The sequence below is a fragment of the Paradevosia shaoguanensis genome (assembly GCF_016801025.1).
GTDB classification, from domain to species: domain Bacteria; phylum Pseudomonadota; class Alphaproteobacteria; order Rhizobiales; family Devosiaceae; genus Paradevosia; species Paradevosia shaoguanensis.
This window is the reverse complement of record NZ_CP068983.1, coordinates 4,354,546-4,376,724: the sequence shown is the minus strand read 5'-3', so window position 1 is coordinate 4,376,724 and position 22,179 is coordinate 4,354,546. Positions and strand designations below refer to the sequence as shown.

The following is a 22,179-nucleotide window of genomic DNA, read 5'->3' as shown; positions in this document are numbered from 1 at the left end:
CCACGCTGCCGCAGGCCGCATTAAAGGGCGATATGAACGATAGAATCAGAATCTCCGTGGACGCCATGGGTGGCGACATCGGTCCGCGCGTGGCCATCCATGGAGCGGCTCTTGCCCTGAAGGAGCGCAAGAACACCAGCTTCATCTTCCATGGGCGCAAGGAAGCTATCGAGCCCTTGCTCGAGCAATTCCCTGAACTCAAGCCCGTCTCCGAAGTCCGTCACAGCGAAACCGTCATCGCCATGGACGAGAAGCCCAGCCAGGCCCTGCGCAAGGGCAGGGGCAATTCCTCGATGTGGGCCGCCCTGCAATCGGTGAAGGACGGCGAGGCCGATGTGGCGATTTCCGGCGGCAATACCGGCGCGCTCATGGCCATGGCCACCTTCTGCCTCCGGCCGATGGAAGGCATTTCACGCCCGGCCATTGCGGCCATCTGGCCGACGCTGCGCTCGGATATCGTGGTGCTCGATGTCGGCGCGACGGTGGGCGGGGACGCCAAGCAGCTTGTAGATTTTGCCGTGCTGGGCTCTGCTCTGGCGCGTTCGCTCTTCGATCAGGACCTGCCCACGGTGGGCCTGCTCAATGTGGGTAGCGAAGAGGTCAAGGGGCTCGATACCGTCAAGGACGCCGGGCGCATGCTCAGCCACGCCAGCGGGGCAGGGTTCCTCTATCACGGGTTCGTCGAGGGCGACGATATCGGCAAGGGCACGGTGGACGTCGTCGTCACCGAGGGCTTTACCGGCAATATCGTGCTCAAGACCGCAGAAGGCACGGCGCGGCAGGTGGCCGGCTATCTGCGCGGCGCACTGACGGCCAATTTCATGTCCAAGGTCGGCGCGTTCTTCGCGCGGCAGGCGCTGACGGCCTTGCGCCGCAAGATGGATCCGCGCACCGTCAATGGTGGCGTTTTCCTGGGTCTTAACGGCATCGTCATAAAAAGCCATGGCGGTACCGACGAGATCGGCTACAAGAGCGCGCTTGGCCTCGCCTATGAAATGGCGCGCAGCCATCTGATCGATAAGATTTCCGAGGGCCTGTCCCGGTTCCCACCTATCGTGGAGAGCCAGCCGGAACTCGAAGCTGAGGGAAAATCTGCGTGAGTGAGTTGCGATCGATAGTCCGTGGCGTTGGCGGCTATCTCCCCGAGCGGGTGATGACCAACGACGAGATGTCCAAGCTCGTGGACACCTCCGACGAATGGATTCAGCAGCGCACCGGCATCAAGCAGCGTCATATCGCCGCCGAGGGCGAACTGACCTCGGATCTCGCCGTGGCGGCGGCAAAGCGGGCCCTAGAGGCCGCTGAGCTGACCATCGACGGCATCGACCTCGTCATCGTGGCGACGACGACGCCTGACATGACGTTCCCTGCCACCGCTGCGGTCGTGCAGCAGAAGCTGGGCATGCATCATGGCGCGGCATTCGATCTCCAGGCCGTGTGCTCCGGCTTCGTCTACGCAGTGGCCACGGCCGACAGCCAGTTGAAGAACGGGCTGGGCAAGCGCGCGCTGGTCATCGGCGCCGAGACGTCTTCGCGCATCCTCGACTGGACCGACCGCACGACCTGCGTACTTTTCGGCGACGGTGCGGGCGCCATGGTGCTCGAACTGGGTGAAGACGGCGACCGCGGTGTGCTGGCGTCGAGCCTGCGCTCGGACGGGCACCACTGGAGCAAGCTCTACACGGATGGCGGGCCATCCTCGACGATGAGCATCGGCCACATCCGCATGGAAGGCAAAGAGGTGTTCAAGCACGCCGTCGGCAACATCACCGACGTGGTGCGTGACGTGTTCGACAAGACGGGCACGACGGTGGACGACCTCGACTGGTTCATCCCACACCAGGCCAACAAGCGCATTATCGACGGCGCCGGCGTCAAGCTTGGCATCCCGCCTGAAAAGGTGGTGCTGACCGTCGACCACCATGCAAATACCTCCGCCGCCTCGGTACCGCTGGCGCTCAGCGTCGCTGCCGAAGACGGCCGGATCAAGAAGGGCGACCTCGTGATGCTCGAAGCCATGGGTGGCGGGTTCACCTGGGGCGCTTCGTTGATCCGCTGGTAAAAGGCGCGTTGACCGCCCATGGCACTGAGCGCTAGTCTAAAAGTGCCGGGGGCGGAGGGGCTTAACCGGAACCATAGAGGCGGAGCGGGGTGCGAATGGCACAAAAAACTGTGACGCGAGCGGATTTGGCTGAAGCAGTCTACGAAGCTGTGGGCCTATCCAGGACCGAGTCGGCAGAACTTGTGGAAAGAGTTCTAGACCTCATCGGTGACGCCCTCGTGAAGGGGGAGAACGTCAAACTTTCGTCGTTTGGCTCGTTTCAGGTTCGTTCCAAGAACGAGCGGATCGGCCGAAACCCGAAGACGGGCGAGGAAGTGCCGATCCTGCCTCGGCAGGTACTGGTGTTCAAACCCAGCAACGTGTTGAAATCCAAGATCAACAAATCTATGGTACGTGCTGGAAAATAAGCGTTCTTTCTAGGAGGCCGTGAGGTGGAAAAATCACCGGACGCCTTCCGTACTATCTCGGAAGCCGCAGAGGAGCTTGATCTCCCGCAGCACGTATTGCGCTTCTGGGAGACGCGCTTTGCGACCATCAAACCGCTCAAGCGCGGGGGTGGTCGACGCTATTATCGTCCCGAAGACGTGTTGCTCCTCAAGGGGATACGTCACCTGCTCTATGATCAGGGGTTCACGATCAAGGGCGTGCAGCGCATCCTCAAGGATCATGGCAGCCGCTATGTCATCGCGATCGCCGATGGCACTCCGCTCGAGACTCTCGTGCCGCTTCCGAGCGACACCGAGGACGAATCGGAGGAGCTGATCGAGATGGCTCCCAATGGTCATTCCGAGCACATTCCCGCCGTAATTGCCGAGCCGCGCAGCCGGACGCTGGATGCAGCGGACCGCGAAAAGCTCGAAGGCGTGCTCAGGGAATTGCTCGACTGCAAGCGGATGCTGGAGCGAGCACGGGAGAACTAGGCAGGGGGGAGTCCAACGCTCCTTCTGCTTCCAGCGGGAAGGTGGCCCCCGCCTGCCTATATCCTCAGATCGACTGTTCCCAGCGAGGGCCAGGACCCCGTATCGAGTGCCTAGCCCCCGGCCTGCGCCGGGGAAAAGCACTTGCGTGTTTTGGAGTTGGCCCCGTGCCGAGGGCGCTGAGCTGCCTACTCCGCCACCGCCGGCATGGCTGCACCATTCTCCTCAGTCTTCTTGTTCTGCACCGGCAGACGCACGTCCTTGAGGAGCAGGGCCAGCAGGAAGCCGACGGCGAAGAGGCCGGCGCCGAAATAGAGAACGTTGGAGAAGGCACCGGCGAAGGCTTCGACCATCCGGGCGCCCAGTTCGGGCGGCAGTTCCTGGACGGCCTTGGGCGTCAGGTCGGGGAGCGGTGCAGGGAGTTGGGCGACCACGTCAGCCGGCAAGGCATTCTGGGCGCGCTGCAGGGCGCCGTGGAGCAGGCCGCCATTGGCGGCGAGGCCAAGGGATGCGCCGATCATGCGCGAAAGTGTGAGGGCGCCAGTGGCGGCGCCGACATCGGCCTTGGGCGCGGAGGACTGCACCGCGACCATCAGCGTCTGCATCTGCAGGCCCATGCAGATCGAGAAGCAGAACATCAGGATGCCGATGGCCCAATAGGGAGTCTCCGCATTGATGAAGCTGAAGGCGTAGAGCGCGGCCACGCCGAGCGCCATGCCGATGACCGGGAAGATCTTGTAGCGGCCGGTACGGGCAGTGATGTTGCCCGAGACGATGGCGGCAAGTAGCGAGCCGACCGAGGAGGGCAGGAAGAGCAGGCCTGCCATGGCCGGCGGCAGGCCGGTGATCATCTGCATGGCCAGCGCGAAATAGTTGAGCATGCCCAGCGTCGCCACACCCATCAGAATCGACATGACGAGCGTGAGCGCAATCTGCCGATTCTTGAGAATGCCGAGCGGCAGGATGGGCTCGGCGGCACGGCGCTCGACCATCACGAAGGCGGTGAGGGCGGCGATGACTACGATCGGCAGGATGAAGATAAGCGGGCCCGAATAGCTGCCGCCCAGCGCTTCCTCGGCCCAGAAGACCAGCGCGGTGACTGAACCGGCGAGTAGCAGGCCGCCCAGGTAGTCGATCGAATGGCTGCGCTTGGGGCTGAACGAGGGCATGGCAAAGGCCAGAACCGCGATGACCAGGACGCCGACGGGCAGGTTGATGAGGAAGATGTACTCCCAGCCAAAGCTCTGCGCGATGAAGCCGCCTGCAACCGGGCCGATGAGGCCGGAAAGCGTGAAGACGGCGGAGCTGAAGCCCTGATACTTGGCGCGCTCGCGCGGCTCGAAAAGATCGGCGATGATAGCGAAGGCCGACGTCATGAGGCCGCCGCCGCCAAGACCCTGGAGCACGCGGGCTGCTATGAGGCTCTGCATCGACCAGGCCATGCCACAGGCGAGCGAGCCCAGGGTGAAGAGAGCAATGGCGACCATGAAGACGCGCTTGCGCCCGAAGAGATCACCAAGCTTGCCGTAGAAGGGCGTAACCGCCGCCGTGACCAGCAGATAGCCGGCGCCCACCCAGCCGAAAAGCTCGAGATCGCCCAACGCCTCGGTGATCGTCGGCAGCGCGGTGGCGATGATCTGCATGTCGAGCGAAGCCATGAACATGCCGGCCAGTACAGCCAGGTAGACGACGATCTTGCGGCGTTGCGAGAGGACGGGCGGGGTGGATGCGGCGGCCATGTAAGTCATGATTTGCGAGTGTCCCTTGCGTAGGCGCAGACTTATCTGCCTCCTACACATGCGTGTCAATCACATATATATGCGTAACGCATATTATTGCTGGGCGCACATACACGTGCTATAGGCGGTTCATGAACGACCCGACCAAAAAGCCCGGCAGCCCCTGCTATTTCAACGACGACGACAAGCGCCTCGAGGTTTTCGAGCGTGAGGGTATCGGCCGCCGGTCGGCCGAGGCCATCGCTGAAATCGACGTTACCATGCAGCGCATCCGCCGCGGTGTCAGCAAACGCGAATTTGCCGCCAAGCTCGTGGCGACGCTCGGGCCGGACGTGGATTTGCAGCATCTCGATACGATGGGGGCCATCGCCAACTGGGGCCATCCCTCACCCGAGAGCGAAGTGACGGTCGGGCTGGTGGCCGAGCGGCTCGCTATCGACCCTTCGCGCGCCAGCCGGCTGGTGTCGGAGGTCGTCGACAAGGGCTATGCCCGCCGGGTCGCGTCACAGGCCGATGCACGCCGTATCTGCCTCGAACTGACCGAAGCCGGGCACGCCTTCACCGAGGAATTCCGCATCCTCAAGTGGAAGATGCTGGCGCGGGCCATGGGCAAGTGGAGCGAAGACGAGATCGTGACCTTCGCGCGGCTGCTCGACCGTTTCAGCCATTGGGGCAGGGACGGGCTGGCTGTTCTCCCCAAGGAAACCGAAGACGCGGAGTGATGCCTCGCGGCAACGCTCGCTCCGGCGACATCCGGCTCACTTTCATCGATCGTTTACAATTTCGGAACGGAGCGTAAACAAGGTCGACCCCGTGACATGCGGGCAAACTTGCAGTAACGCGCCTTGAGCCCTCGATTTCGAGTTCCAGGGCGCCTGTACTTCCGGAGCCGACTTTTATGTCTTCTTTAGCTGCGTCGTCTGCCGATGCAGCGCCGGCCAATCCGCGTTCGCGCGTGCTTCTGGCCAGTCTCATCGGCACGACTATCGAGTTCTACGACTTCTACGTCTACGCGACCGCGGCCGTACTCGTATTTCCTCATCTGTTCTTCCCCGCCGGCAATGAAACCACGGCGCTCCTGGCCTCGTTCGCCGTCTTCGGCGCTGCCATGGTGGCTCGCCCGCTCGGCGCGATCTTCTTCGGCCATCTTGGCGACCGTCGCGGCCGCAAGGTGACGCTGGTGGGCGCGCTGCTCACCATGGGCATCGCCACGTTCCTCATCGGCCTCCTGCCGACCTATGCGATGGCCAATTGGCTGGCGCCGGCGCTGTTGGTGATCCTGCGCCTCGCCCAAGGCTTTGCGCTCGGCGGCGAGTGGAGCGGCGCCGCACTCGTTGCGACCGAGAACGCGCCCAAGGGCAAGCGCGCCATTTTCGGCACCTTCCCGCAGCTTGGTGCGCCGGTCGGCTTCATTATCGCCAACGGGCTCTTCCTCATCATCGCGGCCATGATGCCGTCCGACGATCCTTCGCGGCCCTCCCTGGCCTTCCTCGACTGGGGTTGGCGTATCCCGTTCCTCTTTTCGATCGTAATGGTCGCGGTCGGCCTCTGGGTGCGTCTGAGCCTCGTCGAAAGCTCGGCTTTCGAGAAGACGGTGAAGACCGGCCAAGTCAAGCGCCTGCCGCTGGCCGCCGTGTTCCGCAGCCATTGGAAGGAACTGATCCTCGGCACCTTCTACATGCTGGCGACCTACGTGCTCTTCTACCTGATGACCACGTTCTCGCTCAGCTATGGCCGCGCGGCGGCAGATGCCGGCGTGCCGGGGCTCGGCTACAGCTACAACACGTTCGTGCTCATGATGATCGTGGGCGTGGTGTTCTTCGGCATCTTCACGCTGGTTTCGGGGCCCTGGGCCGACCGCTGGGGCCGTCGCCGCACCCTGATCTGGGTGACGATCGCCATCGCGCTCTTCGGCCTCGTCTGGGTGCCGATGCTCGCCGGCGGTTCGTTCGGCGTGATGGCCTGGCTGATCCTCGGCTTCTCGCTCATGGGCATGACCTTCGGCCCGATGGGCGCGCTGCTGCCCGAACTGTTCCCGGCCAATGTCCGCTATACGGGCTCAGGCATCTCCTACAACGTGTCCTCGATCCTGGGCGCGGCAGTGGCCCCGTTCATCGCGGTGGCGCTCTGGAGCTATGGAGCGGGCAGCCCGTTCTGGGTGGGTATCTACCTCACCGCCATGTCGGTGCTGACGCTCATCGCATTGCTGCTCGGCAAGGAAACCAAGGACGTCGATATCGAGGCCTGATCGGCCGACGGATGTCTTGTGAGGCGCTTCCGCAGCGATGCGGGAGCGCCTTTTCTATTCGGCGGGAGCGTGGGCGCCGAACGAGGTCGCGGCGTGGTGCTCTGCCTGCCAGACGCGGTGGAGGTAATAGGCCTGGGCTAGCAATAGCCCAAGCTCGCAGACCCAGAGCACACCGACGAGACCGGGGACGCCATTGAGGATGGCGTTGAGCATCGCGATCGAGAAGAGCGTGCGAACCGCCACGTCGGTAAGGCCATTGGCCCAGCTCGGATTGATAAGGCGCAGCACGGCCCAGATCGAGATCAGCGAGCCGAGAAAATTGATGAACATCATGGCCAGCGGCGAAAGCTCGCCCACCGAACCGCCGAGGCTCATCGCCCCGTTGAGCGCATTCAATACCGAAAGGTAGACACCGGCAATGCCGGGCAGCGCCAGCGGCAGGCAGGTGACGAGGTCGTAGATCGCGCTGGTCTTGACGGCGCGCGCCAGTTTGACGTTGAGCGATGCCATAATTCCCCCCGAGAGAGACCCGGGAGGATATTTGCATATTTACGAAAACTTTACCATGTGCCGCGCGGGCTAGAGGAGATCGGCCGGCACCTTGCCGCCATTGTCCTTGAGCTTCTGGATAACCTGCTTGTGCAGCCAGATGTTCATCGCAGCGGAATCACCGGTATCGCCCTTGTAGCCGAGCTCGGCGGCAAGCTGCTTGCGGGCTGCGAGGCCGCTGTCCAGCCCGAGCGCCTTCATGAGATCCACGATCGATTTGCGCCAGTCGAGCTTCTGTCCGGCCTTGGCCACGGCAGCATCGAGCACTGCGGCGACATCGACAGGCGCCGAGGGAGCGGCAGGTGCCGCAGCAGGGGCGGCAGCCGGAGCAGGCGTGGGCGCCGGGGGCGGTGCAGCCTGTGCGACCTGAACATTGGCCGTCGGTGTGGGCGCAAGCGAAGCGGCCACGCGGTTGGCGGCAGCGATTCCGATAGCCTTGGCGGCATCGTCAGCGCTGGTATTGGGGGCAGGAGTGGCCGTGGCGGGTGCGCCGAAGATCTTGGCCTTGATGTCGTCGAACAGTCCCATTGAACTTTCCTCTTCGCGATGTCGTCCCAATGACTATTCGACAGCCTTGTTGAAGATTTCAAGGCAGCATTGGGACTTAGGCCGTTCGGACGCCTGCCGAATCTCACAGATTGTCCCCATGGGGCGAAAATCGGGGTTGCTTCCAAAGGCCGGTTTCACTATGTCTCCCCGCAGTCGGGGTGTAGCGCAGCCTGGTAGCGCATTTGTCTGGGGGACATGCTCCCTTAACCCGATTTCCCGCGCTTCGTCAGTGAGTTAATACGAAAAGCCAGCTCGTCGGCGGGGATTGTGGCGGGGCCTGCTGCATCCATGGCGGCGCGGATGTCTTCAACCATAGCATGAGCATATTTCGCCGTGGTCGATGGCTCGGCGTGCCCGAGCAGGTTCTGCACGACCCTGAGATTTGACTTCCTCAGAATACGTGTCGCGGCCGTGTGGCGCAGATCATGGAACCGCAGGTTCTTGATGCCAGCCCCACTGACTGCTCGCCTGGCCGCTGTTCGGAGCCCAGCGTCGGTCATCGGATACCTAATGCCCCGGACTATGCCCTTTCGCTTGTCCGTTCGCGCCGCCACATAGGTAAAAACCCATTGCGGATCGTTGTCCTTGATAGACCAGAGCAAGTCGAACACCGCATTGCTCATGGGCACCGTGCGGCTTTTCTCGCCCTTTCCGATCACAGTGAACACGCGGTTGAAGAAATCAACGGACTGCCATGTTAGACCAACGATTTCCATGCGACGGCATCCTGTAAGCACGGCGAACAACACCCCATCATCATAGCCTCGGTCCAGTTGGTCCATAACCAGACCTTCCTCTTCGACTGAAGCTTCGCGAACGCGCTCTTTCGGTTCTGGCAGCATGTGGCCAGCCCAATCTATTTCCCCGACCGCGCATCCCCACTTCGTTTCGGCACGCCGCAACACCTTGCGCAGCTGCTCGGTGCAGGTCCGGTTGACAGTGGCGTTGCTGACGAGTGTCTTCGGCGTCTGATCGTTTCCGACCTTGCGGAACTCACGGCGGCGCTTTGCGACAACGAACGAGACCCTGTTGTCGTCTATGTTGGAGACCAACGTCTTGGCTCCAAGTTGAGCCTGGAGCCATTCGAGATTGGACAGGGTTGTCAGAGCGTTCTTATGGTGCTCGCCAACTTCCTCCATGTAGCGCACGCAAGCAGCGCCGAAGGTCATATTAGCGCTGAATTTGTCGGCAGCGGCCCTCAGGCGATCTCGGGCTTTCTCCCGCTCGCGCTTTTGAGCTGCTTCGGCTTTGCGCTTGTCAGTCTCGCCCGTATCTCCGACAAATCGCTTACCACCGACCTCGAAGTCGTAGCGATAGGTGCCGACGCCGTTGCGCTTGTAGACGGACATTCTACTCTCCTGCGGGCGACCTTGAACGCCTCAATATCGTTCGGATCGTATCGGCGTGAAAGGCGCTTCTCACCCCTGCCGACATTGATAAAGGGCAGAGAGCCATCGTCCGTCAAATCTCGGAGCTGGCGGTCAGATATTCCGAGCGCATCGGCAGCTTGGGCCGGCTTGAGCAACCCGCTCATGCTCCATCCCTCGCGGCTTGGATCATGGCGCGGAAGATGGTTGCCGCAGTGCTTGGGCGAACTTCATCTGGAGTCAATTCGCTGGTGGCACTGCCGGCCACATTCATCTCCTGCGTAGGCTCCATGAGAGCATCGAGGACGGCATCGGCGTAGTCGGACGCCTCGGCTTTGGTCATGCCATAACCACGGGGCACCTTGGCCAGAATCGCCATCGCGATCTTCTCCCGCATGCTGGTCATTCCTTGGACCTCGCGGCTTGGAGGGCAGCGCGGCCGACGGGGGTGATGCTCCAGCGACGTGGCTTCGCCAACACCTCCGCAAGACCGTTCTTCCTGCAAAACTGGCGAACGCGATCTTCGGCATCGTCGGCTGGTTTGAGCCTCCATCCGTTTTCCAGCGCTTCCAAGAAATCGTACTGCGCGTAGGTCAGATTCACTTCTCGGCCCTCTCGGGGTTGAGGGCGGAACGGGCCATGAAAGCCGCGCGTTCGATCTCGCTGGGCAAGAAGATCATGGGCTCTTTGCGAGATCGCGTGAGCTTCTGCTCTATCTGTTCCTGCGCCTCCTGCTCCCAAGGCCATTGGCGACTGATCGTATTTTCCCAGCTTGCTCGACCCTCGTGCACGGCCTGGCGATCGGGCCAATCGGCAGCTATGAATGGCTTAAGGGAAGCAAGGAATGCCTCTGCGCCTTCCTGGTTCTCCTTTCTGGCCTTGGCGACAGCACGCTCCCACTGTTCTGCACCACACCAGGGCGTTCTCATGCTCACCCCGCAGGACTCTGCATCTTCTATGGCCTGCTCAAGGAATGCACCGGTGTTGCAGCGGGGGCAGGCGAAGTCACCACCATGGGTCAGCCCACCACCGGGTTCGTCGCAGCTATCCAAATCCCATAAGAAACCATCAATGCAGCAGCTATCGATATAGCCTCCGCCGAATTCGTATCCTTCATAGCCGCAGCTCATTCGCCCTCTCCCCTCACTAGAGGCTGGTAAGGCGCGGCCAGAACCTCGAAACGGCCATCCTCCCATTCCTCGATCGGGCGCGCCCAGAGCGATCCGTCATCGGTGGACTGGTACATAGCGACTGGGTGCATATCGACGGAGGGAGGCGGCACCGACGCTGGCGGTTCTTTCATCAGCGCATCAATGGACGGTTTCTTGTCCACCCAGTGCTTCGCCTGCATCTTGCCGATGCCGAGCAGCACGTATTCGCCGCCGCTCTTCTTGTGGCGGTGCGTTGCAACGGGTTGCAGCGGGGCGGCGGCGATCATGGCCTTGAAAGTCCCGATGCCAATCTCTTGCCGCAGAAAATCCTTGGTGATGGGGCCGCCGCGACCGCCTTCAATAATGGGGCCGAACGCAGCCACTTTCATTGCCTCGGTCGGCTCTACCGGCACCAGCTTCCACCCATCAGGCACGGCCGGCGCGGGAGCCTCGACCAGTGCCGAGCGGTAGAGAGGGAGGAAATCTGCCTCTATTTCCTCAGCGGCATGCGTATCGGCGAATTGCCGTTGCCAAGCGGTCAAGAGCGGCCGGAACTCTGCGGCCTTGAAGACATTGCCCGTGGGCTTGTGCAGATAGGCCACCGGCTCTTGCCCTTCTGCGCGGGAGAGGGCGGCGGTGAGGGCCGTACGGGCATCCTCTGCGGCCGCGCGTTGATCGCCATCCCAAACCCACTCTCGGCATTCCAGAGCCGATTTCAGCCACAAATCGACGTCGATAGCGGCCTGTCGCACCTCCTCCGTCACCACGGCCTGGTTGGCGTGGCTGTCGGCAGCGCGACGGTCGCGGAGTTCGGTGAGGATGGAGCGGATAGTGTCGGGATCGCAGCGGGCGATGTGGGCGGCGTCAGCGTCCTTGTCGCCAAGCGGGAACGGCCCATGACCTTCGACATATTCGTTGCGAGGGTTCATGCCATCGTCGCAGTCTGCAATCAGGTAGGCGATATTGCCATCTGGGGAGCCAGCCAGCACGCCATCATTGCCAGAGAACCACGGCGCCCCGGTCGTATACCAAGGCCCCGGCGTCACGCCTTCCAGCCCGGCCAGCATTTCCGCCAGCAGTTTCTCGCTAATGGGGTTGGTGCTCATGAGTGGCTCCTGATGGCAGCGGCAATAGAACGGCCGGCAGCGATTCCGAGGCGGTAGTCCCGTGCCCCATCGGGTCCATCCTCCCATTGGGAGACGTCTCTTTCCCCGAACTTTGACCAGTCGGCATCACGCTCAGCCACTTTCGCGCAGCGCTCACGCTCGGCGAGGATGGCGCGGGACACTGCCTCGGGGATATTCGTGGAACGCATTCCCTCAGCGATAGAGGACTGCGCCGTCTCCCACACATCCTGCGGGATATCGTCAGGCTTCGTCATGGTGCACCTCGATAAGGGCTTGGAGGAGGGCGTCGAGAAGGGCGAGCACTTCGTCCGGCGCATCGGCGGAGAAGTCCCGGCACGGCTCGTCAGGCTCGGTGAGGCAGGCCCATGGCATATCCTGCTCGCCACAGGTGCCGCTTGCGCGTTGCCAACCCGGCAGCTTCTCCTCGATCAGCGCAACTGTGGCGTCGAGGGAGGAGGAGTAGGAGGGAACGGAAAGGCAAGTGCTTAGCTCGTCAAACGGAGCGCTCCGGACGTTGCACAGGAAGCACATGTTGTCCCGGCGCCGATCGAAAAAGGCGTAGCTTCCGTATGAGGTCTGGCGCATGACGATAGGGCCGATCGCGACCGCTATCTCCGCGTCGAGCACCGCATCAGGTCCCGTCGCCTTGCGCACCCTATCCAGCAGGGAATGGAGATCGGGGGAGGTAATGGCGTCGGCCTGGCGACTCATCAATCGCCACCTTTCGGCAGGTAGATGCGCGCGGGCGCCGGGCCAGAGACATCGATCGTGTAGCCGCCGCCGCGCCCCGTGCCGCGGTTCACCCTGACCTTGATGCCCGGGAACGGCTTGCCGTTGGGATCGAGGCCTCCGATCTGCTCCAGCACCTCAGAGGCCATGCGCTCGCGAATTTCTTCCTCGGTGACGGTGGCGCGGAAGCTGATGGTGTCTGGCGAGATGAGCTTAGTCACGATGTCCGCTCCTTCTGCCGCGTCGGGATCTTCCTCCCTTGCGGCCATGGGTTTTGCGATCTGGGAATGCGCTGGCGCTCCTCGCGGGGCTTGCGCGACTTGATAGGGCGGGCGCTAGCCGGCGTTTCGATGGTGATCGGCATCACCAGCACGCCGCGCCTGATACGGTTCTCCAGCGTGCGCTCCAGGCCTCGCAGCATTGTCTCGAGGACGATGGCGTAGCTGACCTTGCCGCTCCAACCCTCGTCGAGGAAGCGATGGCAATTGGCGCAGGCGTCGGCGCCGTCGAAGTCGTGCGCCTTCTGGCCCATACCCTTGCCGTGCCGGAAATGGGCGAACACGGTGGTTTCGTGGCCAAGGCCGGAAGGGTCGAGGCAGATGCCGGCGAAGCGAAGCTGGCACGGCTGGCCCTTGGCGGCCGAGAGGTACTTGTTGGAACGGATGGGCTCGAGGCGTTGGCGCGGGGTCATGCGGCAGCCTCGATTTCAGGGTCGGCCTCGACGCAGCGGCGAGCCCGCAACGCGGAGCAAATGCCCTTCGTCAGTTCCTTGCCGCTGCAATGCCAGCGCAGGGCGCGCGCCATGTCCGACATGTTCGAGCGGCGCCCCGAGGGAACACCGAGGCTCCCGCAAAGCTCGGCGAGCTCATCGCGCCATAGGATTTCCAAGGCTGCGGCTGGTAGTGTTTCCTCGTAGGTTTGGTCGGGCTGGCTCCAGTAGGCCGTGTAGTCGACGCCGCCCTCTACCACGGATTTCATTGCCCGACGTTTCTCGGGGAAAATCCAAGCAAGAACAGGATGTCTGATGCCGGTGTTCTCGGGAAGGTCGCGGAAATAGTACCGTCCGTCGCGCTGGTAGTGCGCTGCGTGTACACCTGTCTCTCGCTCGACAAGGAATTTCTCGTGAAGGGCCGCGACGACATGGTGGGCGCATCCCATCATGCTTTTGATCTGGCTCGGCAGGCGGTCCAGTTTGTCCCTTGCCGACTTCACCTCGACAGCAACGATCTCGGCCGGGCTTACGGCCAGCACGTCAATGCGATTGGGGCCATAGGTGCTCACGTTTATTTCGTGGATTATCCTGGCTTGGGGGCGGATTAGCCGAAGTCTTTCCACGACGGCATCACGCACTTCGGCCTCGGCACTGCTGCGATAAGCTGGCATCAGGCCGCCCTCGCGCCATCGAGGAAGCCACCGCGCCGGGTTTCGTGCAGCTCGACACCGTTCATGTCGCAGAAGGCGAGAATGTAGGTGATGAGGCTCGCCGCCCGCGCCACCGACATGCTGGCCGTGCTCTCGCGGATCGGCACGAACTCGCCTTCGATCCCGGGCACCACTTCGGCTTTTGCGCCGGTGGCGACGGCGTGGCCCGACACCATGAGCACCTTCCATTCATCCACGGTACGCTGAGCGCCGGCCCACTCGATGCCCGACCGCGATAGGTCCGTCAGGATAGCGTGCAGCTTCGCATTTTGGTCTAGGCTCCGCTGAGGCGGGGCAACGGTGACGCGGCTATTCGGCGCCGCGTCGCGCAGGGCACGCATGGCGTTGCCCCGCACATGGTCGTTGATGAGCACGAAGGACTGGCGATCGCTCATGGGTCAGCCCGCCAGCAACGGGAAAGTGTGGCTCATCGCCCGCTCGCGGCCCCGCTGGGCCAACTGCTCGATGCGGGCTGCATAGGCGTCGGGCAGTTCGACGTACTGCTCACCATGGGCGTACGTGTCGTGCCAGCGGTCGTAGTCGTCGGCCGTGCGGATGGCGCTCAACGCCTGCTCCGCAGCCTTCACGTGATCCTCAGACGGGCTCATCGAATAACTCGGCGGCGCTTGTTAAGCTGACCCGCCGCCCTTGCTGGTGGGAATGGGTTACGCCGCAACGGGCGCGGTCTTGCCTTCGATGAGCTTTTTGAGCTCAAGGGCATCGCTGGGGTGCTTGGCCCAGAACTGGCGGAGACCGACCTGGTTAGCCGAGGCCCAACGGGAAACCTGTGCAGGCTCCTCTTGCTGAACGAACTCGGCGGCGCGGTCGAAGAACTGGCCAACCGGCACGCTGTCGAGCTGCCAGTTGTCGCCCCAGGTGACGACGATGCTGTCGTTTGCGCCAATGGCGCGCATGCGCTGTTCTTCGCGCTCGGCCTCGACGATCTCCGTAGCGGTCGCGTCAATGACCTTGGCGCGGTCCATTTCTTCTTCGGCATAAATGCCGCCGAACTGTTCCGGCCAGCCAGCACGCAGAGCCTGGGCCTCGGCGCATTTGGTGATCATCACGACGGGCATCTTCGGCCAGTTGCCAGAGCCGTCGAGGACCTGGAGGGCGCCGGGTTTTAGGCGCTTGGCTTTCTTCGATTTCCCGCTGTCCTCGTAGACTTCCCCAGTGTCGTGCCACTCCCATGCATCGGCAGGGTATGACAGGGGGGCGAACTCGTCCCACATGGCCTCGCCAACGACCTTGAACCAGTCGCCGCGCTTGTCCTGCTGCCAGAGGTATACACGGGCCATGACGATGCCCTTGGGGTTGGTTGGCCCCTTAAGGTCTTCGTCGTAGATGATCTCTGCAGGCTCAGACGCGGGGCGGTAGTTACCGCACCGCTGCGCAACGACCCTCAGGCCGTCGCGCGAGACGACGATCGACATGCGGCGCCTAGACTGGTCCTTGGCATCCTTGTTGAACACCAGAGGAATGATCTGCCGGCGGAAAGGGTCGAGCCCGTAGGAGCGGGCCGCTTCCATGAAGAGATTGAACTCCTCGCCGTTGCATTCCTTGGCGACCGATTGCTTGATGACCGCAAGCTGGGAGCTGGTGTAGGCAAACTGAGTGATGGCGTTCATCGCCTACTTCCTCCGAATGGTGAGGGACACGGTACCGTTGTCCAGGGACGCGCCTGGCACGTTCTCGTTGGCGGCCAAGGCATCGGCCAAGGCCTTCTTGTCCAGTTTCGGCTGCGGATCGGGGATGACCCAAAAGCGAGACGGGATATCCGCTTCGTTGGTGACGACGACGCCAGGCTTACGGCGCGCTATCGATAGAGTGGCCGTCGGCAGCTTCATGCTCGGCAGCTCAGCAGTGAGCAACGCCTGTTCGATGAGAGTGCGAATGCGCTCGACGCTTCGCTCCTCGCGGTCGCGGCGTTCAGCGAATTCCCCTTCCTTGGCCTTAAGGCCTTTGATCAGGATTTCGCGCTCGTCGATCTCCGCCAGCGCGGCCGCGAGAGCTTCATTCAGATCGGTTTCGCCGTCGATTGCATCGGCGCGCAGCTCTTCATCGTCAGCCGCTCCAGCTTCGTGGAGCGACACAAGCAGCAGCTTCGCGGCCTCGGTCTGCCGCCGAACCTTGAATTCGACTTCGGTCATCACAGACCTCCAGTGCGGAAAGCGAGCGCCACGTACACACCGAAGCCGGTGAGGGCGCAGATGAGGGCCATGGCGATGAATTCGCGCCAGGGCAGGGACTTGGGGAACTCGGCCGGCGCCTCGTCCTTGACGAGGATGCCGGTGCCGCGATCGGTGATGTGAACGCGGAGCGTCGGTCTGGGGAGGCGATCAGAAGCCATTCCAGCCTCCGACGATGACGGCGGCGCAGAACGTGGTCGCCGCGACCAGCAGCATGGCCGAGTAGGCTGCGATGGTGATGCGTTCCATCACTTGCCCTCCGCCTTTGCGATGGCAGCTTCGCCAAGGGCAATTGCTCTAACGTCTCCGTTCAGCAGGCCACGTAGCGCTTCCAACATTTCAGGAGCGGCTGCGATCAGGCGGGCATCCGGTTCGCCATCCCCTAAAACATCCGACACAGTCGCAAGTGGACTGCTGGCCGTCATGCAAGCATGCGGCGCCGTGATCGCAAACTTGTCGATGCCGCTGGTCGTGATGCGTTCGTAGCCCCACGGCCCGGGCGTATGTTTCGCTTCGCGTGCCATCTACGCCTCCACCGGGAAGAGGGAGGGGATGGCAGCAATCGCGCCGTCGAGGGCGACCAGCCCGGCCTCGGCGTCGAGCCGGGCGCGATGGAATGCAGCGAAGTTCAGCGCGTCGGCGTCGACATGCTGATAGATGCTCGGCACCGCGTCGCGCTCGATGGCAGCAACAATCGCCTCGGTCGCGTCGATGCCGGTCCGGCCCTTGATGTATTCAGCGGCCCAACTGCACTCGCAGAGGTCGCAAACGACCTCGCGACCATCGGGCAGCGCCACGAAGAGCATGAGATCGCGCGTCTTGCCACTACGGTCCGTTCCAACTCGTACTGTGATTTCGGCGGCCATGTCGGTCTCCATCGGTGATCTGATGGAGAAAAATGTAACAATAAATGCGACACTGTCAAGCAAGATGTAGCAAAAACTGCTACATGTGGAAAATTGCCATAGGGGCGACAGATTCGATTCGACAAGCTGTCGAAATCGAGTCTCAATGAGAACATAACAAGAACAAATTGGGGGCGTTTATGTGTGACGCGAGATCAATTCTTCTGCACGTTCGGTGCAGCCACTGCCTGAAGATGTACCAGCAGGACCTGCCGATTCCGGCTGGCGACGAGGTTCCTCTAGACGGGGAGGAACTCATCGAGAGCGCCTTCGTGCGCGACTTGGTGTTTCGCTGCCCAAAATGCGAAGCCGTTTATGCCGAGATCGTCGCCTTCAAGATAATGGAGGCGAGCCGTGCAGCGTGACGCGAGGGAGCCGGAGTATCGGGCAGAGGTGCCTGTCGCGAAGTTAAAGGGCGGATCGGAGACCTGGTACGTCGTGCAGGGGTATCGACGAGGCAAGCGTGGTTCGCTTGTGCCAGATGAGCCCAAGATGGCGCGATCATATGAGGATTGCCAGAAGTTGGCGGCGAGGATTTCCACGACGCGACCGGCGGTCATTGCATTCTCCCGTCAGGGGGATGCGACCACCGGGGACTTTGACGATCCGGTCGTGATCGCGACCTACGGTGAAGTGCCAGACCTGGGGTGAAGTTTTCGGGCCAGTAGCTAGAACGGTAGCTCGTTCATGGTTCGAGTCACTACTGCCTTCACCTCCACAGTTATCCCGTTGTCGGCCCAGGAATCGTGCTGGACCACGATAGGCTTGTGTTTGGAGTTGGATGAGCGCGGGTGAAACTCGATCCGGTCCCCATAGAACTCAACCTGCTTGATGGAGAGTTCGCGGGTATGCCCGCCGTCGCGAGTCCGCTGCACCACAACCACCAGGCGGTCACGCAAGGGGACGCGGCCTGCAATTTCCTCATAGGGAAGTGCCACGACTCGTGATCCCGGCAGAATGGGAAAGGGCTCAAGGCTGTTCATCGAGTCACCCGAGACCTCGTAGACCTCTTGGGTGACATTCGGAAATCGCGGGTCGGGCGGAAGCGAAATCCACTGGAGATCGGACTGGTCCAGCTCGTCCACCTCGCGCCATGCGCCAGCCTCAACTGTGCCGGCGACATGTGCCGGGACCAGCCCAGTACCGGAAGGTCTGATCTCGGCCGCTTGGTCGCTGTCCTGACCGGCGCTCGGATCATTCAGCATCAAGGCCTCAACCGTCGTACCGAGAAGTCGCGCCATCTCGCGGGCACGGTCAAGCTTGAGTTTCGAGTGGTCATTGGCCAAGCGGTTGATCGTCGCGCGTGACACGCCGAGTTCATCTGCCAGCTGCTCCTGCGAGAGCTTCGATACTGCGAGAAAAGGTGCGAGCCAATTAGCCATGCGACACTTATTGAGCATGGCCGGCCTCTCGACTATGCCATAAAATGTTACATATGACTTGACGCGCTGCTTTATGTGTAGCAAATATTGTTACATGAAGCTCGAAACCTACATCCGCGACAATACGACGGTCACTGCGTTTGCGAAGCGCATAAAGCGCAGTCGGGCGCAGGTTCATAGGTACATCCGCGGTGAGAACCTCACGAAGGGGATCATCGAGGAAATCTGCGAGGCGACCGGCGGCCAAGTGCAGCCGGCGGACTTCTTTGCAGAGCGCGAGGTCGCGGCATGACGCGAGCCCTTCGAGAAGGCTGGTGGTATCGCGCCAACACCGAGCAACGATTGGCACAGATCGACGGAGGCATCGAACTTGGCATGACGGCGCGGCAGATCGCGCTCGCCAGCGGCGGCCATCCGGGGAGCGTCGCGTTCTTTGCCAATCAGCACGGACGTTCGTTGGGGCAGTCGAAGTCGACCGCCGGTGTTCGGCGCAACGGCCAGCGCAAGCATGATGCTGCGAATTACTTCGGCGGTCGCAAGGTCGATTTCTGGAACGGCGACGATCATCGGGTACCCGCCGAAGTCGAGGAGGTCAGTTTCTGATGTCCGACAACAGCGTCGCCCAGGATCAGATCGTTGCCTTCGTCGATCGCATCATGCGCCTCAAAGAAGAGGCGAAGGCGATCAATGCCGATATCCGCGAAATCTATGCCGAGGCCAAGGGCAGCGGCTTTGATAAGACGGTGCTCGGCAAGCTGGTGGTCTATGTCGAGAAACGGTCGAGCGACCCTAATCAGCTCAACGAGACCGAGGCTATCTTCGATCTCTACCTCGAAGCCTACGACAGCGCGAAGGGTCGAGTTGGCACGCCGCGTGCTACGCACACGCATGCGTCCGATCCGTTGCGCAATCTCCAGGCATCGACCGGCGCCAGTACCACCATGTCGGTTGGCGATGCGACCATCGATATGGCCACGGGCGAGATCATCGAACCCGTAGGCACCGAATTCTTTGCAGAAAGTGCAAACAACGAACCCCAGCCGGAAACGGCTGAGCAGTCGTGCACGGACACCATCGATCTCCAAAGCACTTCCGTCGATGCTCCGGGCTGCACCTCTTTCGCTGGCGCGGAGGGCGACGAAGGCCAGCACCCAATTCAGCCGGAAACGGCTGTTCAGAGCGCGGAACCTGAAAAGGCCTCCGCAGAGGACGGGCGGAATGTTGAAGCCGCTGGTGGAGCAGCGCCCGTCCTCACCCATTCCATTCCCGCCAGCCCCGAGCCCCCAAGCACGCTGGCAGGAGAGGGGGGTGGCATATCCGCAGGTGTCGCTCCCCTCAACAACTCGTCGGCTGGCCGTGAAGTGCCGCGCGCCCCGGGCGCCACCTGGCTTGAGCGCTGCCCGACTGCCCCGGTTCGCTGGCATGAGCTCTCCCGTTGCTTCCCTGAATTGTGGGGGCCGGGCCGAGCCGAACTGTCGGATGACATCCGCGCCAACGGTGTGAAGTGCTCCATCGTCAAGATCGGCGATGACGTTCTCGACGGTCGGGCCCGTTACACGATCGCCCGCGAGCTGGGGATTGAATACCCCGTCACGGAATATGCCGGCAGCGATCCGCTCGCCGACGTCATTCGGTGGAACCTCGCCGCGCGCGCCCTCACGGCAAATGAGCGCAAGGCCATCGCCAACAAGCTGATGAAGCTGCCGAGCGTTGCGCATCGCGTCTCCGAAATCATGGAAATGTTGGGTCTGGAAGCTGAGGTCGCAGCATGATCAAGAACGCGCTCGCAGGCCTTCTCATGATTGCCGTCCTTCTTGGTGGCGCGGCGGCGATCATCGCCCTTCAAATTTCGGGGTGGTTACCGTGACCGCCTCTGTTTCGCTCCTCCTCCCGATCATGGCCGATAACTCCCTGGCTATGGTCGCACTGCGGGCGCAGTCGCTCTTCGCAACTGCTGGCTGCGCCCGCTCTTTCCTCAATCTCGTTCGCAAGCGCTCGGAGTGCTCCCGGCAAGGTCTCTCCAAGTCGCTTCATCATCAGCATCGTCCTTCCAATCTCGCCTCCGTGGCATGGACCCACCATGCCAGCGAGCGAGGACAAGGACGTGGCTTTCTCACCCAAGAGCTTGGACGAGTCATCCAAGGACGAGGCGCCCATGACTGACGCCACTCTAGCGACTGAAATTCTTCAAGAAGCCTTCCCGGTATCGGCGAGCCGCAACGTCAAGGCTGCGATCGGCGAGGCTTTCCAGGCACTCAAGGGTCGTGAACGACACCTGGCGCAGGCCAACCCCGACGTTCTGCGTGAACGTCCGCGCGCATGGACCGAGCGTCGCGTTCGGTCGATCTGGAACGGCAAGGAAGCCAAACGGATCGACCACTATGAAATCGAAGATCTGCGGGCCATCGCCCGGAAGGAGGCCGCGCTTGAACTGCAACGAAGCAAAGCCCGTCAAGCTCGGCTGGCGGCGCTTCTTGCCGACCCGGCTTCGTATCGTGGTCGCCAACTGGCTGATCTCGCGCGGGAACGGGTTGGCGGAATGGATCGCGCCGGAGCTGACGGCTCCGACTGACGAGTAGCGGCGCTCGCCGCATGGGGCCGGGGCAGGTCGGACTAAGGAACATCTGCCCGTCCCGGCTCCCCTAACATGAAAGGAACAGACCGATGAACGTTGCCTTCGCAACGAACGATGTTGCTCGCTCTGAATTACGGGATGCTGCCAAGCCCTTCGCAACCGTCGAGGGTAGGGCGCTGGCCAAGGCGCTGCAGGTGGTGAACTACGTCACCGAGCGGCGAAACGCCTATCCCACCCTCTCCTGCGCGAAGCTCGAAATCCGAGGCACGACGCTGATCATCAGCGGCACAGACCTTGAAATCGAGGTGATCATCACGGTCGACGTGGAAGATGCGGGCGGTGCGTGGTCCGGCTGCGTCGATGCGAGGGTGCTCGGCGACATTGCCCGCGTCGCCGGCTCGTCCAATGTGACGATCTCTCCCCGCGGCGATGAGAACCTCGATCTGCGCTTCGATGATGGCGCCGCCTTTGATCTCGTCGTTCTCGCGTCAGATGCTTTCCCGAGCTTGCCAGGCGAGCGCGGCCTGACCATCGAGCGCTTCACCAACGGCATGCTCGCCGCGTCGCTGGCGAAGGTATCGCAGTTCATCAGCACAGATGGCCTTCGCTACTACATCAACGGCGCGCTTTGGGAGATCGGGACGACCGGGCGCCGCTTCGCCGCGACCGACGGGCACCGTCTGGCCGTCAACCTCTATGAGGGCAAGTCGCTGGGGCAGTCATCAGCCCGCCGCATCATCCCCTTGAAGGTTGTCGGCCTGCTCGAAAAGCACACGGCCGGCTTGGACGTTACGGCATACAGTGTGGCGCGCGTCCCCGACGGTGCCGCGATTGAATTCGTTGCGCCGGGCCTGGTGATCCGGGCGAAGCTGATCGACGGCACGTATCCGGACATCGACCGCGTAACGCCCAAGGCGAGCGATGTGCGGTTCGATTATGCGCTCGACCTCCCTGAGGTGACGGCAGCGCTCCGCCGCGTCAGCGTCATCTTCTCCAAGTTCTCGGCCCATGCGCTCCGCTTCTTCGAGCGCGATGGCCGCCTGGCGGTTGAGGCCAAGAACGCGGACCATGGCAGCGCGTCCGTGGTGCTATCGACCACCTGGCCGGGCGCAAAGGCGGACTTCGGCTTGAAGGCGACATATCTGCTCGACGTGCTCAAGCACTGCACCGGCAAGGTCACCCTCCGCCAAATCGATGCCAGTAGCCCATTCCTCGTGATGGACGAGGACGAGACGATGACCCGCGTCATCATGCCGATGAGGGTCTAG

The 22,179-nt window shown here is 62.3% G+C and carries 33 protein-coding genes and 1 pseudogene; 12 read left to right on the top strand and 22 right to left on the bottom strand.

What is annotated here, in order from left to right; translation table 11 throughout:
• Positions 1–32 precede the first annotated feature (32 nt).
• From plsX to JNE37_RS21255, 4 genes are all read left to right on the top strand, one after another.
• Positions 33–1,100, top strand: coding sequence for a phosphate acyltransferase PlsX (gene plsX / locus JNE37_RS21270; protein ID WP_035039062.1), 1,068 nt, complete (start codon positions 33–35; stop codon positions 1,098–1,100).
• A 53-nt stretch (positions 1,101–1,153) separates the two neighbouring features.
• Complete coding sequence (locus JNE37_RS21265) at positions 1,154–2,062, top strand: beta-ketoacyl-ACP synthase III (RefSeq protein WP_052016229.1); 909 nt, start codon at positions 1,154–1,156, stop codon at positions 2,060–2,062.
• A 95-nt stretch (positions 2,063–2,157) separates the two neighbouring features.
• Positions 2,158–2,469: an integration host factor subunit alpha gene (locus tag JNE37_RS21260; protein ID WP_035039059.1), complete on the top strand. Its 312-nt coding sequence runs from the start codon at positions 2,158–2,160 to the stop codon at positions 2,467–2,469.
• Positions 2,470–2,493: 24 nt separating this feature from the next.
• Positions 2,494–2,982: a MerR family transcriptional regulator gene (locus tag JNE37_RS21255; protein ID WP_182397435.1), complete on the top strand. Its 489-nt coding sequence runs from the start codon at positions 2,494–2,496 to the stop codon at positions 2,980–2,982.
• 185 nt (positions 2,983–3,167) lie between these two features.
• On the opposite strand, the gene JNE37_RS21250 is transcribed toward JNE37_RS21255, so the two are convergent.
• Complete coding sequence (locus tag JNE37_RS21250) at positions 3,168–4,727, bottom strand: MDR family MFS transporter (RefSeq protein ID WP_203064749.1); 1,560 nt, start codon at positions 4,725–4,727, stop codon at positions 3,168–3,170.
• 122 nt (positions 4,728–4,849) lie between these two features.
• Here JNE37_RS21250 and JNE37_RS21245 point away from each other — a divergent pair, with 122 nt between their 5' ends.
• Together JNE37_RS21245 and JNE37_RS21240 are read left to right on the top strand one after the other, a co-directional pair.
• A complete protein-coding gene (locus JNE37_RS21245; protein ID WP_203064748.1) occupies positions 4,850–5,440 on the top strand; it encodes a MarR family winged helix-turn-helix transcriptional regulator in 591 nt (196 codons plus the stop codon).
• A 176-nt stretch (positions 5,441–5,616) separates the two neighbouring features.
• A complete protein-coding gene (locus JNE37_RS21240; protein ID WP_203064747.1) occupies positions 5,617–6,966 on the top strand; it encodes an MFS transporter in 1,350 nt (449 codons plus the stop codon).
• A 54-nt stretch (positions 6,967–7,020) separates the two neighbouring features.
• Here the strand turns inward: JNE37_RS21240 and JNE37_RS21235 are convergent, their stop codons facing one another.
• The 20 genes and pseudogenes from JNE37_RS21235 to JNE37_RS21145 all read right to left on the bottom strand — a co-directional run bounded on the left by JNE37_RS21235 (position 7,021) and on the right by JNE37_RS21145 (position 16,915).
• Positions 7,021–7,476, bottom strand: coding sequence for a hypothetical protein (locus tag JNE37_RS21235; protein WP_203064746.1), 456 nt, complete (start codon positions 7,474–7,476; stop codon positions 7,021–7,023).
• 69 nt (positions 7,477–7,545) lie between these two features.
• Positions 7,546–8,043, bottom strand: coding sequence for a DUF3597 domain-containing protein (locus tag JNE37_RS21230; protein WP_203064745.1), 498 nt, complete (start codon positions 8,041–8,043; stop codon positions 7,546–7,548).
• 224 nt (positions 8,044–8,267) lie between these two features.
• Entirely contained in the window at positions 8,268–9,413 is a 1,146-nt protein-coding gene (locus JNE37_RS22710; RefSeq protein WP_246513398.1) for a tyrosine-type recombinase/integrase, read from the bottom strand.
• An 80-nt stretch (positions 9,414–9,493) separates the two neighbouring features.
• Positions 9,494–9,598: pseudogene (locus JNE37_RS22705) on the bottom strand (helix-turn-helix domain-containing protein); the annotation flags it as partial.
• Entirely contained in the window at positions 9,595–9,828 is a 234-nt protein-coding gene (locus JNE37_RS21220; RefSeq protein ID WP_203064743.1) for a hypothetical protein, read from the bottom strand. The pseudogene JNE37_RS22705 and the gene JNE37_RS21220, both read right to left, overlap by 4 nt.
• A gap of 5 nt (positions 9,829–9,833) precedes the next feature.
• Positions 9,834–10,034, bottom strand: coding sequence for a hypothetical protein (locus tag JNE37_RS21215; RefSeq protein ID WP_203063707.1), 201 nt, complete (start codon positions 10,032–10,034; stop codon positions 9,834–9,836).
• Complete coding sequence (locus tag JNE37_RS21210) at positions 10,031–10,561, bottom strand: hypothetical protein (RefSeq protein WP_203064742.1); 531 nt, start codon at positions 10,559–10,561, stop codon at positions 10,031–10,033. The genes JNE37_RS21215 and JNE37_RS21210 overlap by 4 nt, the downstream gene beginning before the upstream one ends.
• Entirely contained in the window at positions 10,558–11,688 is a 1,131-nt protein-coding gene (locus tag JNE37_RS21205) for a hypothetical protein (protein ID WP_203064741.1), read from the bottom strand. Before JNE37_RS21205 ends, JNE37_RS21210 begins: the two co-directional genes overlap by 4 nt.
• Positions 11,685–11,963, bottom strand: coding sequence for a hypothetical protein (locus tag JNE37_RS21200; RefSeq protein WP_203064740.1), 279 nt, complete (start codon positions 11,961–11,963; stop codon positions 11,685–11,687). Before JNE37_RS21200 ends, JNE37_RS21205 begins: the two co-directional genes overlap by 4 nt.
• Positions 11,950–12,420, bottom strand: a complete 471-nt coding sequence (locus JNE37_RS21195; RefSeq protein ID WP_203064739.1) for a hypothetical protein — start codon at positions 12,418–12,420, stop codon at positions 11,950–11,952. Before JNE37_RS21195 ends, JNE37_RS21200 begins: the two co-directional genes overlap by 14 nt.
• Positions 12,420–12,659, bottom strand: coding sequence for a hypothetical protein (locus tag JNE37_RS21190; protein ID WP_203064738.1), 240 nt, complete (start codon positions 12,657–12,659; stop codon positions 12,420–12,422). Before JNE37_RS21190 ends, JNE37_RS21195 begins: the two co-directional genes overlap by 1 nt.
• Complete coding sequence (locus JNE37_RS21185; RefSeq protein ID WP_203064737.1) at positions 12,656–13,129, bottom strand: nuclease domain-containing protein; 474 nt, start codon at positions 13,127–13,129, stop codon at positions 12,656–12,658. Before JNE37_RS21185 ends, JNE37_RS21190 begins: the two co-directional genes overlap by 4 nt.
• Entirely contained in the window at positions 13,126–13,821 is a 696-nt protein-coding gene (locus JNE37_RS21180) for an NERD domain-containing protein (RefSeq protein ID WP_203064736.1), read from the bottom strand. The genes JNE37_RS21185 and JNE37_RS21180 overlap by 4 nt, the downstream gene beginning before the upstream one ends.
• On the bottom strand, positions 13,821–14,255 hold the full coding sequence (locus JNE37_RS21175) for a recombination protein NinB (RefSeq protein WP_203064735.1): 435 nt from the start codon (positions 14,253–14,255) through the stop codon (positions 13,821–13,823). The genes JNE37_RS21180 and JNE37_RS21175 overlap by 1 nt, the downstream gene beginning before the upstream one ends.
• Positions 14,256–14,258: 3 nt before the next feature.
• Entirely contained in the window at positions 14,259–14,468 is a 210-nt protein-coding gene (locus JNE37_RS21170) for a hypothetical protein (RefSeq protein ID WP_203064734.1), read from the bottom strand.
• A 57-nt stretch (positions 14,469–14,525) separates the two neighbouring features.
• Positions 14,526–15,488, bottom strand: coding sequence for a phage recombination protein Bet (gene bet / locus JNE37_RS21165; protein ID WP_203064733.1), 963 nt, complete (start codon positions 15,486–15,488; stop codon positions 14,526–14,528).
• A 3-nt stretch (positions 15,489–15,491) separates the two neighbouring features.
• A complete protein-coding gene (locus JNE37_RS21160; RefSeq protein ID WP_203064732.1) occupies positions 15,492–16,010 on the bottom strand; it encodes a siphovirus Gp157 family protein in 519 nt (172 codons plus the stop codon).
• Positions 16,010–16,210 (bottom strand): hypothetical protein, encoded by a 201-nt coding sequence (locus JNE37_RS21155; RefSeq protein ID WP_203064731.1) that lies wholly within the window; start codon positions 16,208–16,210, stop codon positions 16,010–16,012. Before JNE37_RS21155 ends, JNE37_RS21160 begins: the two co-directional genes overlap by 1 nt.
• A gap of 87 nt (positions 16,211–16,297) precedes the next feature.
• Positions 16,298–16,573 (bottom strand): hypothetical protein, encoded by a 276-nt coding sequence (locus JNE37_RS21150; protein WP_203064730.1) that lies wholly within the window; start codon positions 16,571–16,573, stop codon positions 16,298–16,300.
• Complete coding sequence (locus JNE37_RS21145; RefSeq protein WP_203064729.1) at positions 16,574–16,915, bottom strand: hypothetical protein; 342 nt, start codon at positions 16,913–16,915, stop codon at positions 16,574–16,576. It abuts the gene before it with no gap.
• A gap of 233 nt (positions 16,916–17,148) precedes the next feature.
• Here JNE37_RS21145 and JNE37_RS21140 point away from each other — a divergent pair, with 233 nt between their 5' ends.
• Complete coding sequence (locus JNE37_RS21140; RefSeq protein WP_203064728.1) at positions 17,149–17,319, top strand: hypothetical protein; 171 nt, start codon at positions 17,149–17,151, stop codon at positions 17,317–17,319.
• A gap of 303 nt (positions 17,320–17,622) precedes the next feature.
• Here the strand turns inward: JNE37_RS21140 and JNE37_RS21135 are convergent, their stop codons facing one another.
• Positions 17,623–18,336, bottom strand: coding sequence for a helix-turn-helix domain-containing protein (locus JNE37_RS21135; protein ID WP_203064727.1), 714 nt, complete (start codon positions 18,334–18,336; stop codon positions 17,623–17,625).
• Positions 18,337–18,430: 94 nt separating this feature from the next.
• Here JNE37_RS21135 and JNE37_RS21130 point away from each other — a divergent pair, with 94 nt between their 5' ends.
• From JNE37_RS21130 to dnaN, 5 genes are all read left to right on the top strand, one after another.
• The gene (locus JNE37_RS21130; RefSeq protein ID WP_203064726.1) at positions 18,431–18,628 is read left to right on the top strand and encodes a helix-turn-helix domain-containing protein; all 198 of its coding nucleotides are present in this window, start codon (positions 18,431–18,433) and stop codon (positions 18,626–18,628) included.
• A complete protein-coding gene (locus JNE37_RS21125) occupies positions 18,625–18,939 on the top strand; it encodes a hypothetical protein (protein WP_203064725.1) in 315 nt (104 codons plus the stop codon). Before JNE37_RS21130 ends, JNE37_RS21125 begins: the two co-directional genes overlap by 4 nt.
• A complete protein-coding gene (locus JNE37_RS21120) occupies positions 18,939–20,108 on the top strand; it encodes a GapR family DNA-binding domain-containing protein (protein ID WP_203064724.1) in 1,170 nt (389 codons plus the stop codon). The genes JNE37_RS21125 and JNE37_RS21120 overlap by 1 nt, the downstream gene beginning before the upstream one ends.
• Positions 20,109–20,491: 383 nt before the next feature.
• Positions 20,492–20,908 carry a hypothetical protein gene (locus tag JNE37_RS21115; protein ID WP_203064723.1) on the top strand — a complete coding sequence of 139 codons (417 nt, stop codon included), beginning with the start codon at positions 20,492–20,494 and terminating at the stop codon, positions 20,906–20,908.
• 92 nt (positions 20,909–21,000) lie between these two features.
• A complete protein-coding gene (dnaN, locus tag JNE37_RS21110) occupies positions 21,001–22,179 on the top strand; it encodes a DNA polymerase III subunit beta (protein ID WP_203064722.1) in 1,179 nt (392 codons plus the stop codon).

What these genes read in the sequence shown, in the direction of transcription:
- JNE37_RS21230 (WP_203064745.1), bottom strand. Translation starts at nt 8,043, where the DNA reads ATGGGACTGTTCGACGACATCAAGGCCAAGATCTTCGGCGCACCCGCC.
- JNE37_RS21250 (WP_203064749.1), bottom strand. Translation starts at nt 4,727, where the DNA reads ATGACTTACATGGCCGCCGCATCCACCCCGCCCGTCCTCTCGCAACGC.
- JNE37_RS21220 (WP_203064743.1), bottom strand. Translation starts at nt 9,828, where the DNA reads ATGCGGGAGAAGATCGCGATGGCGATTCTGGCCAAGGTGCCCCGTGGT.
- JNE37_RS21200 (WP_203064740.1), bottom strand. Translation starts at nt 11,963, where the DNA reads ATGACGAAGCCTGACGATATCCCGCAGGATGTGTGGGAGACGGCGCAG.
- JNE37_RS21185 (WP_203064737.1), bottom strand. Translation starts at nt 13,129, where the DNA reads ATGACCCCGCGCCAACGCCTCGAGCCCATCCGTTCCAACAAGTACCTC.
- JNE37_RS21265 (WP_052016229.1), top strand. Translation starts at nt 1,154, where the DNA reads ATGACCAACGACGAGATGTCCAAGCTCGTGGACACCTCCGACGAATGG.
- JNE37_RS21205 (WP_203064741.1), bottom strand. Translation starts at nt 11,688, where the DNA reads ATGAGCACCAACCCCATTAGCGAGAAACTGCTGGCGGAAATGCTGGCC.
- JNE37_RS21135 (WP_203064727.1), bottom strand. Translation starts at nt 18,336, where the DNA reads ATGGCTAATTGGCTCGCACCTTTTCTCGCAGTATCGAAGCTCTCGCAG.
- JNE37_RS21195 (WP_203064739.1), bottom strand. Translation starts at nt 12,420, where the DNA reads ATGAGTCGCCAGGCCGACGCCATTACCTCCCCCGATCTCCATTCCCTG.
- JNE37_RS21240 (WP_203064747.1), top strand. Translation starts at nt 5,617, where the DNA reads ATGTCTTCTTTAGCTGCGTCGTCTGCCGATGCAGCGCCGGCCAATCCG.
- JNE37_RS21120 (WP_203064724.1), top strand. Translation starts at nt 18,939, where the DNA reads ATGTCCGACAACAGCGTCGCCCAGGATCAGATCGTTGCCTTCGTCGAT.
- JNE37_RS21155 (WP_203064731.1), bottom strand. Translation starts at nt 16,210, where the DNA reads ATGGCTTCTGATCGCCTCCCCAGACCGACGCTCCGCGTTCACATCACC.
- JNE37_RS21145 (WP_203064729.1), bottom strand. Translation starts at nt 16,915, where the DNA reads ATGGCCGCCGAAATCACAGTACGAGTTGGAACGGACCGTAGTGGCAAG.
- bet (WP_203064733.1), bottom strand. Translation starts at nt 15,488, where the DNA reads ATGAACGCCATCACTCAGTTTGCCTACACCAGCTCCCAGCTTGCGGTC.
- JNE37_RS21260 (WP_035039059.1), top strand. Translation starts at nt 2,158, where the DNA reads ATGGCACAAAAAACTGTGACGCGAGCGGATTTGGCTGAAGCAGTCTAC.
- dnaN (WP_203064722.1), top strand. Translation starts at nt 21,001, where the DNA reads ATGAACGTTGCCTTCGCAACGAACGATGTTGCTCGCTCTGAATTACGG.
- JNE37_RS21140 (WP_203064728.1), top strand. Translation starts at nt 17,149, where the DNA reads ATGTACCAGCAGGACCTGCCGATTCCGGCTGGCGACGAGGTTCCTCTA.
- JNE37_RS21115 (WP_203064723.1), top strand. Translation starts at nt 20,492, where the DNA reads ATGACTGACGCCACTCTAGCGACTGAAATTCTTCAAGAAGCCTTCCCG.
- JNE37_RS21130 (WP_203064726.1), top strand. Translation starts at nt 18,431, where the DNA reads ATGAAGCTCGAAACCTACATCCGCGACAATACGACGGTCACTGCGTTT.
- JNE37_RS21210 (WP_203064742.1), bottom strand. Translation starts at nt 10,561, where the DNA reads ATGAGCTGCGGCTATGAAGGATACGAATTCGGCGGAGGCTATATCGAT.
- JNE37_RS21125 (WP_203064725.1), top strand. Translation starts at nt 18,625, where the DNA reads ATGACGCGAGCCCTTCGAGAAGGCTGGTGGTATCGCGCCAACACCGAG.
- JNE37_RS21175 (WP_203064735.1), bottom strand. Translation starts at nt 14,255, where the DNA reads ATGAGCGATCGCCAGTCCTTCGTGCTCATCAACGACCATGTGCGGGGC.
- JNE37_RS21160 (WP_203064732.1), bottom strand. Translation starts at nt 16,010, where the DNA reads ATGACCGAAGTCGAATTCAAGGTTCGGCGGCAGACCGAGGCCGCGAAG.
- plsX (WP_035039062.1), top strand. Translation starts at nt 33, where the DNA reads ATGAACGATAGAATCAGAATCTCCGTGGACGCCATGGGTGGCGACATC.
- JNE37_RS21170 (WP_203064734.1), bottom strand. Translation starts at nt 14,468, where the DNA reads ATGAGCCCGTCTGAGGATCACGTGAAGGCTGCGGAGCAGGCGTTGAGC.
- JNE37_RS21180 (WP_203064736.1), bottom strand. Translation starts at nt 13,821, where the DNA reads ATGCCAGCTTATCGCAGCAGTGCCGAGGCCGAAGTGCGTGATGCCGTC.
- JNE37_RS21245 (WP_203064748.1), top strand. Translation starts at nt 4,850, where the DNA reads ATGAACGACCCGACCAAAAAGCCCGGCAGCCCCTGCTATTTCAACGAC.
- JNE37_RS21150 (WP_203064730.1), bottom strand. Translation starts at nt 16,573, where the DNA reads ATGGCACGCGAAGCGAAACATACGCCCGGGCCGTGGGGCTACGAACGC.
- JNE37_RS21235 (WP_203064746.1), bottom strand. Translation starts at nt 7,476, where the DNA reads ATGGCATCGCTCAACGTCAAACTGGCGCGCGCCGTCAAGACCAGCGCG.
- JNE37_RS22710 (WP_246513398.1), bottom strand. Translation starts at nt 9,413, where the DNA reads ATGTCCGTCTACAAGCGCAACGGCGTCGGCACCTATCGCTACGACTTC.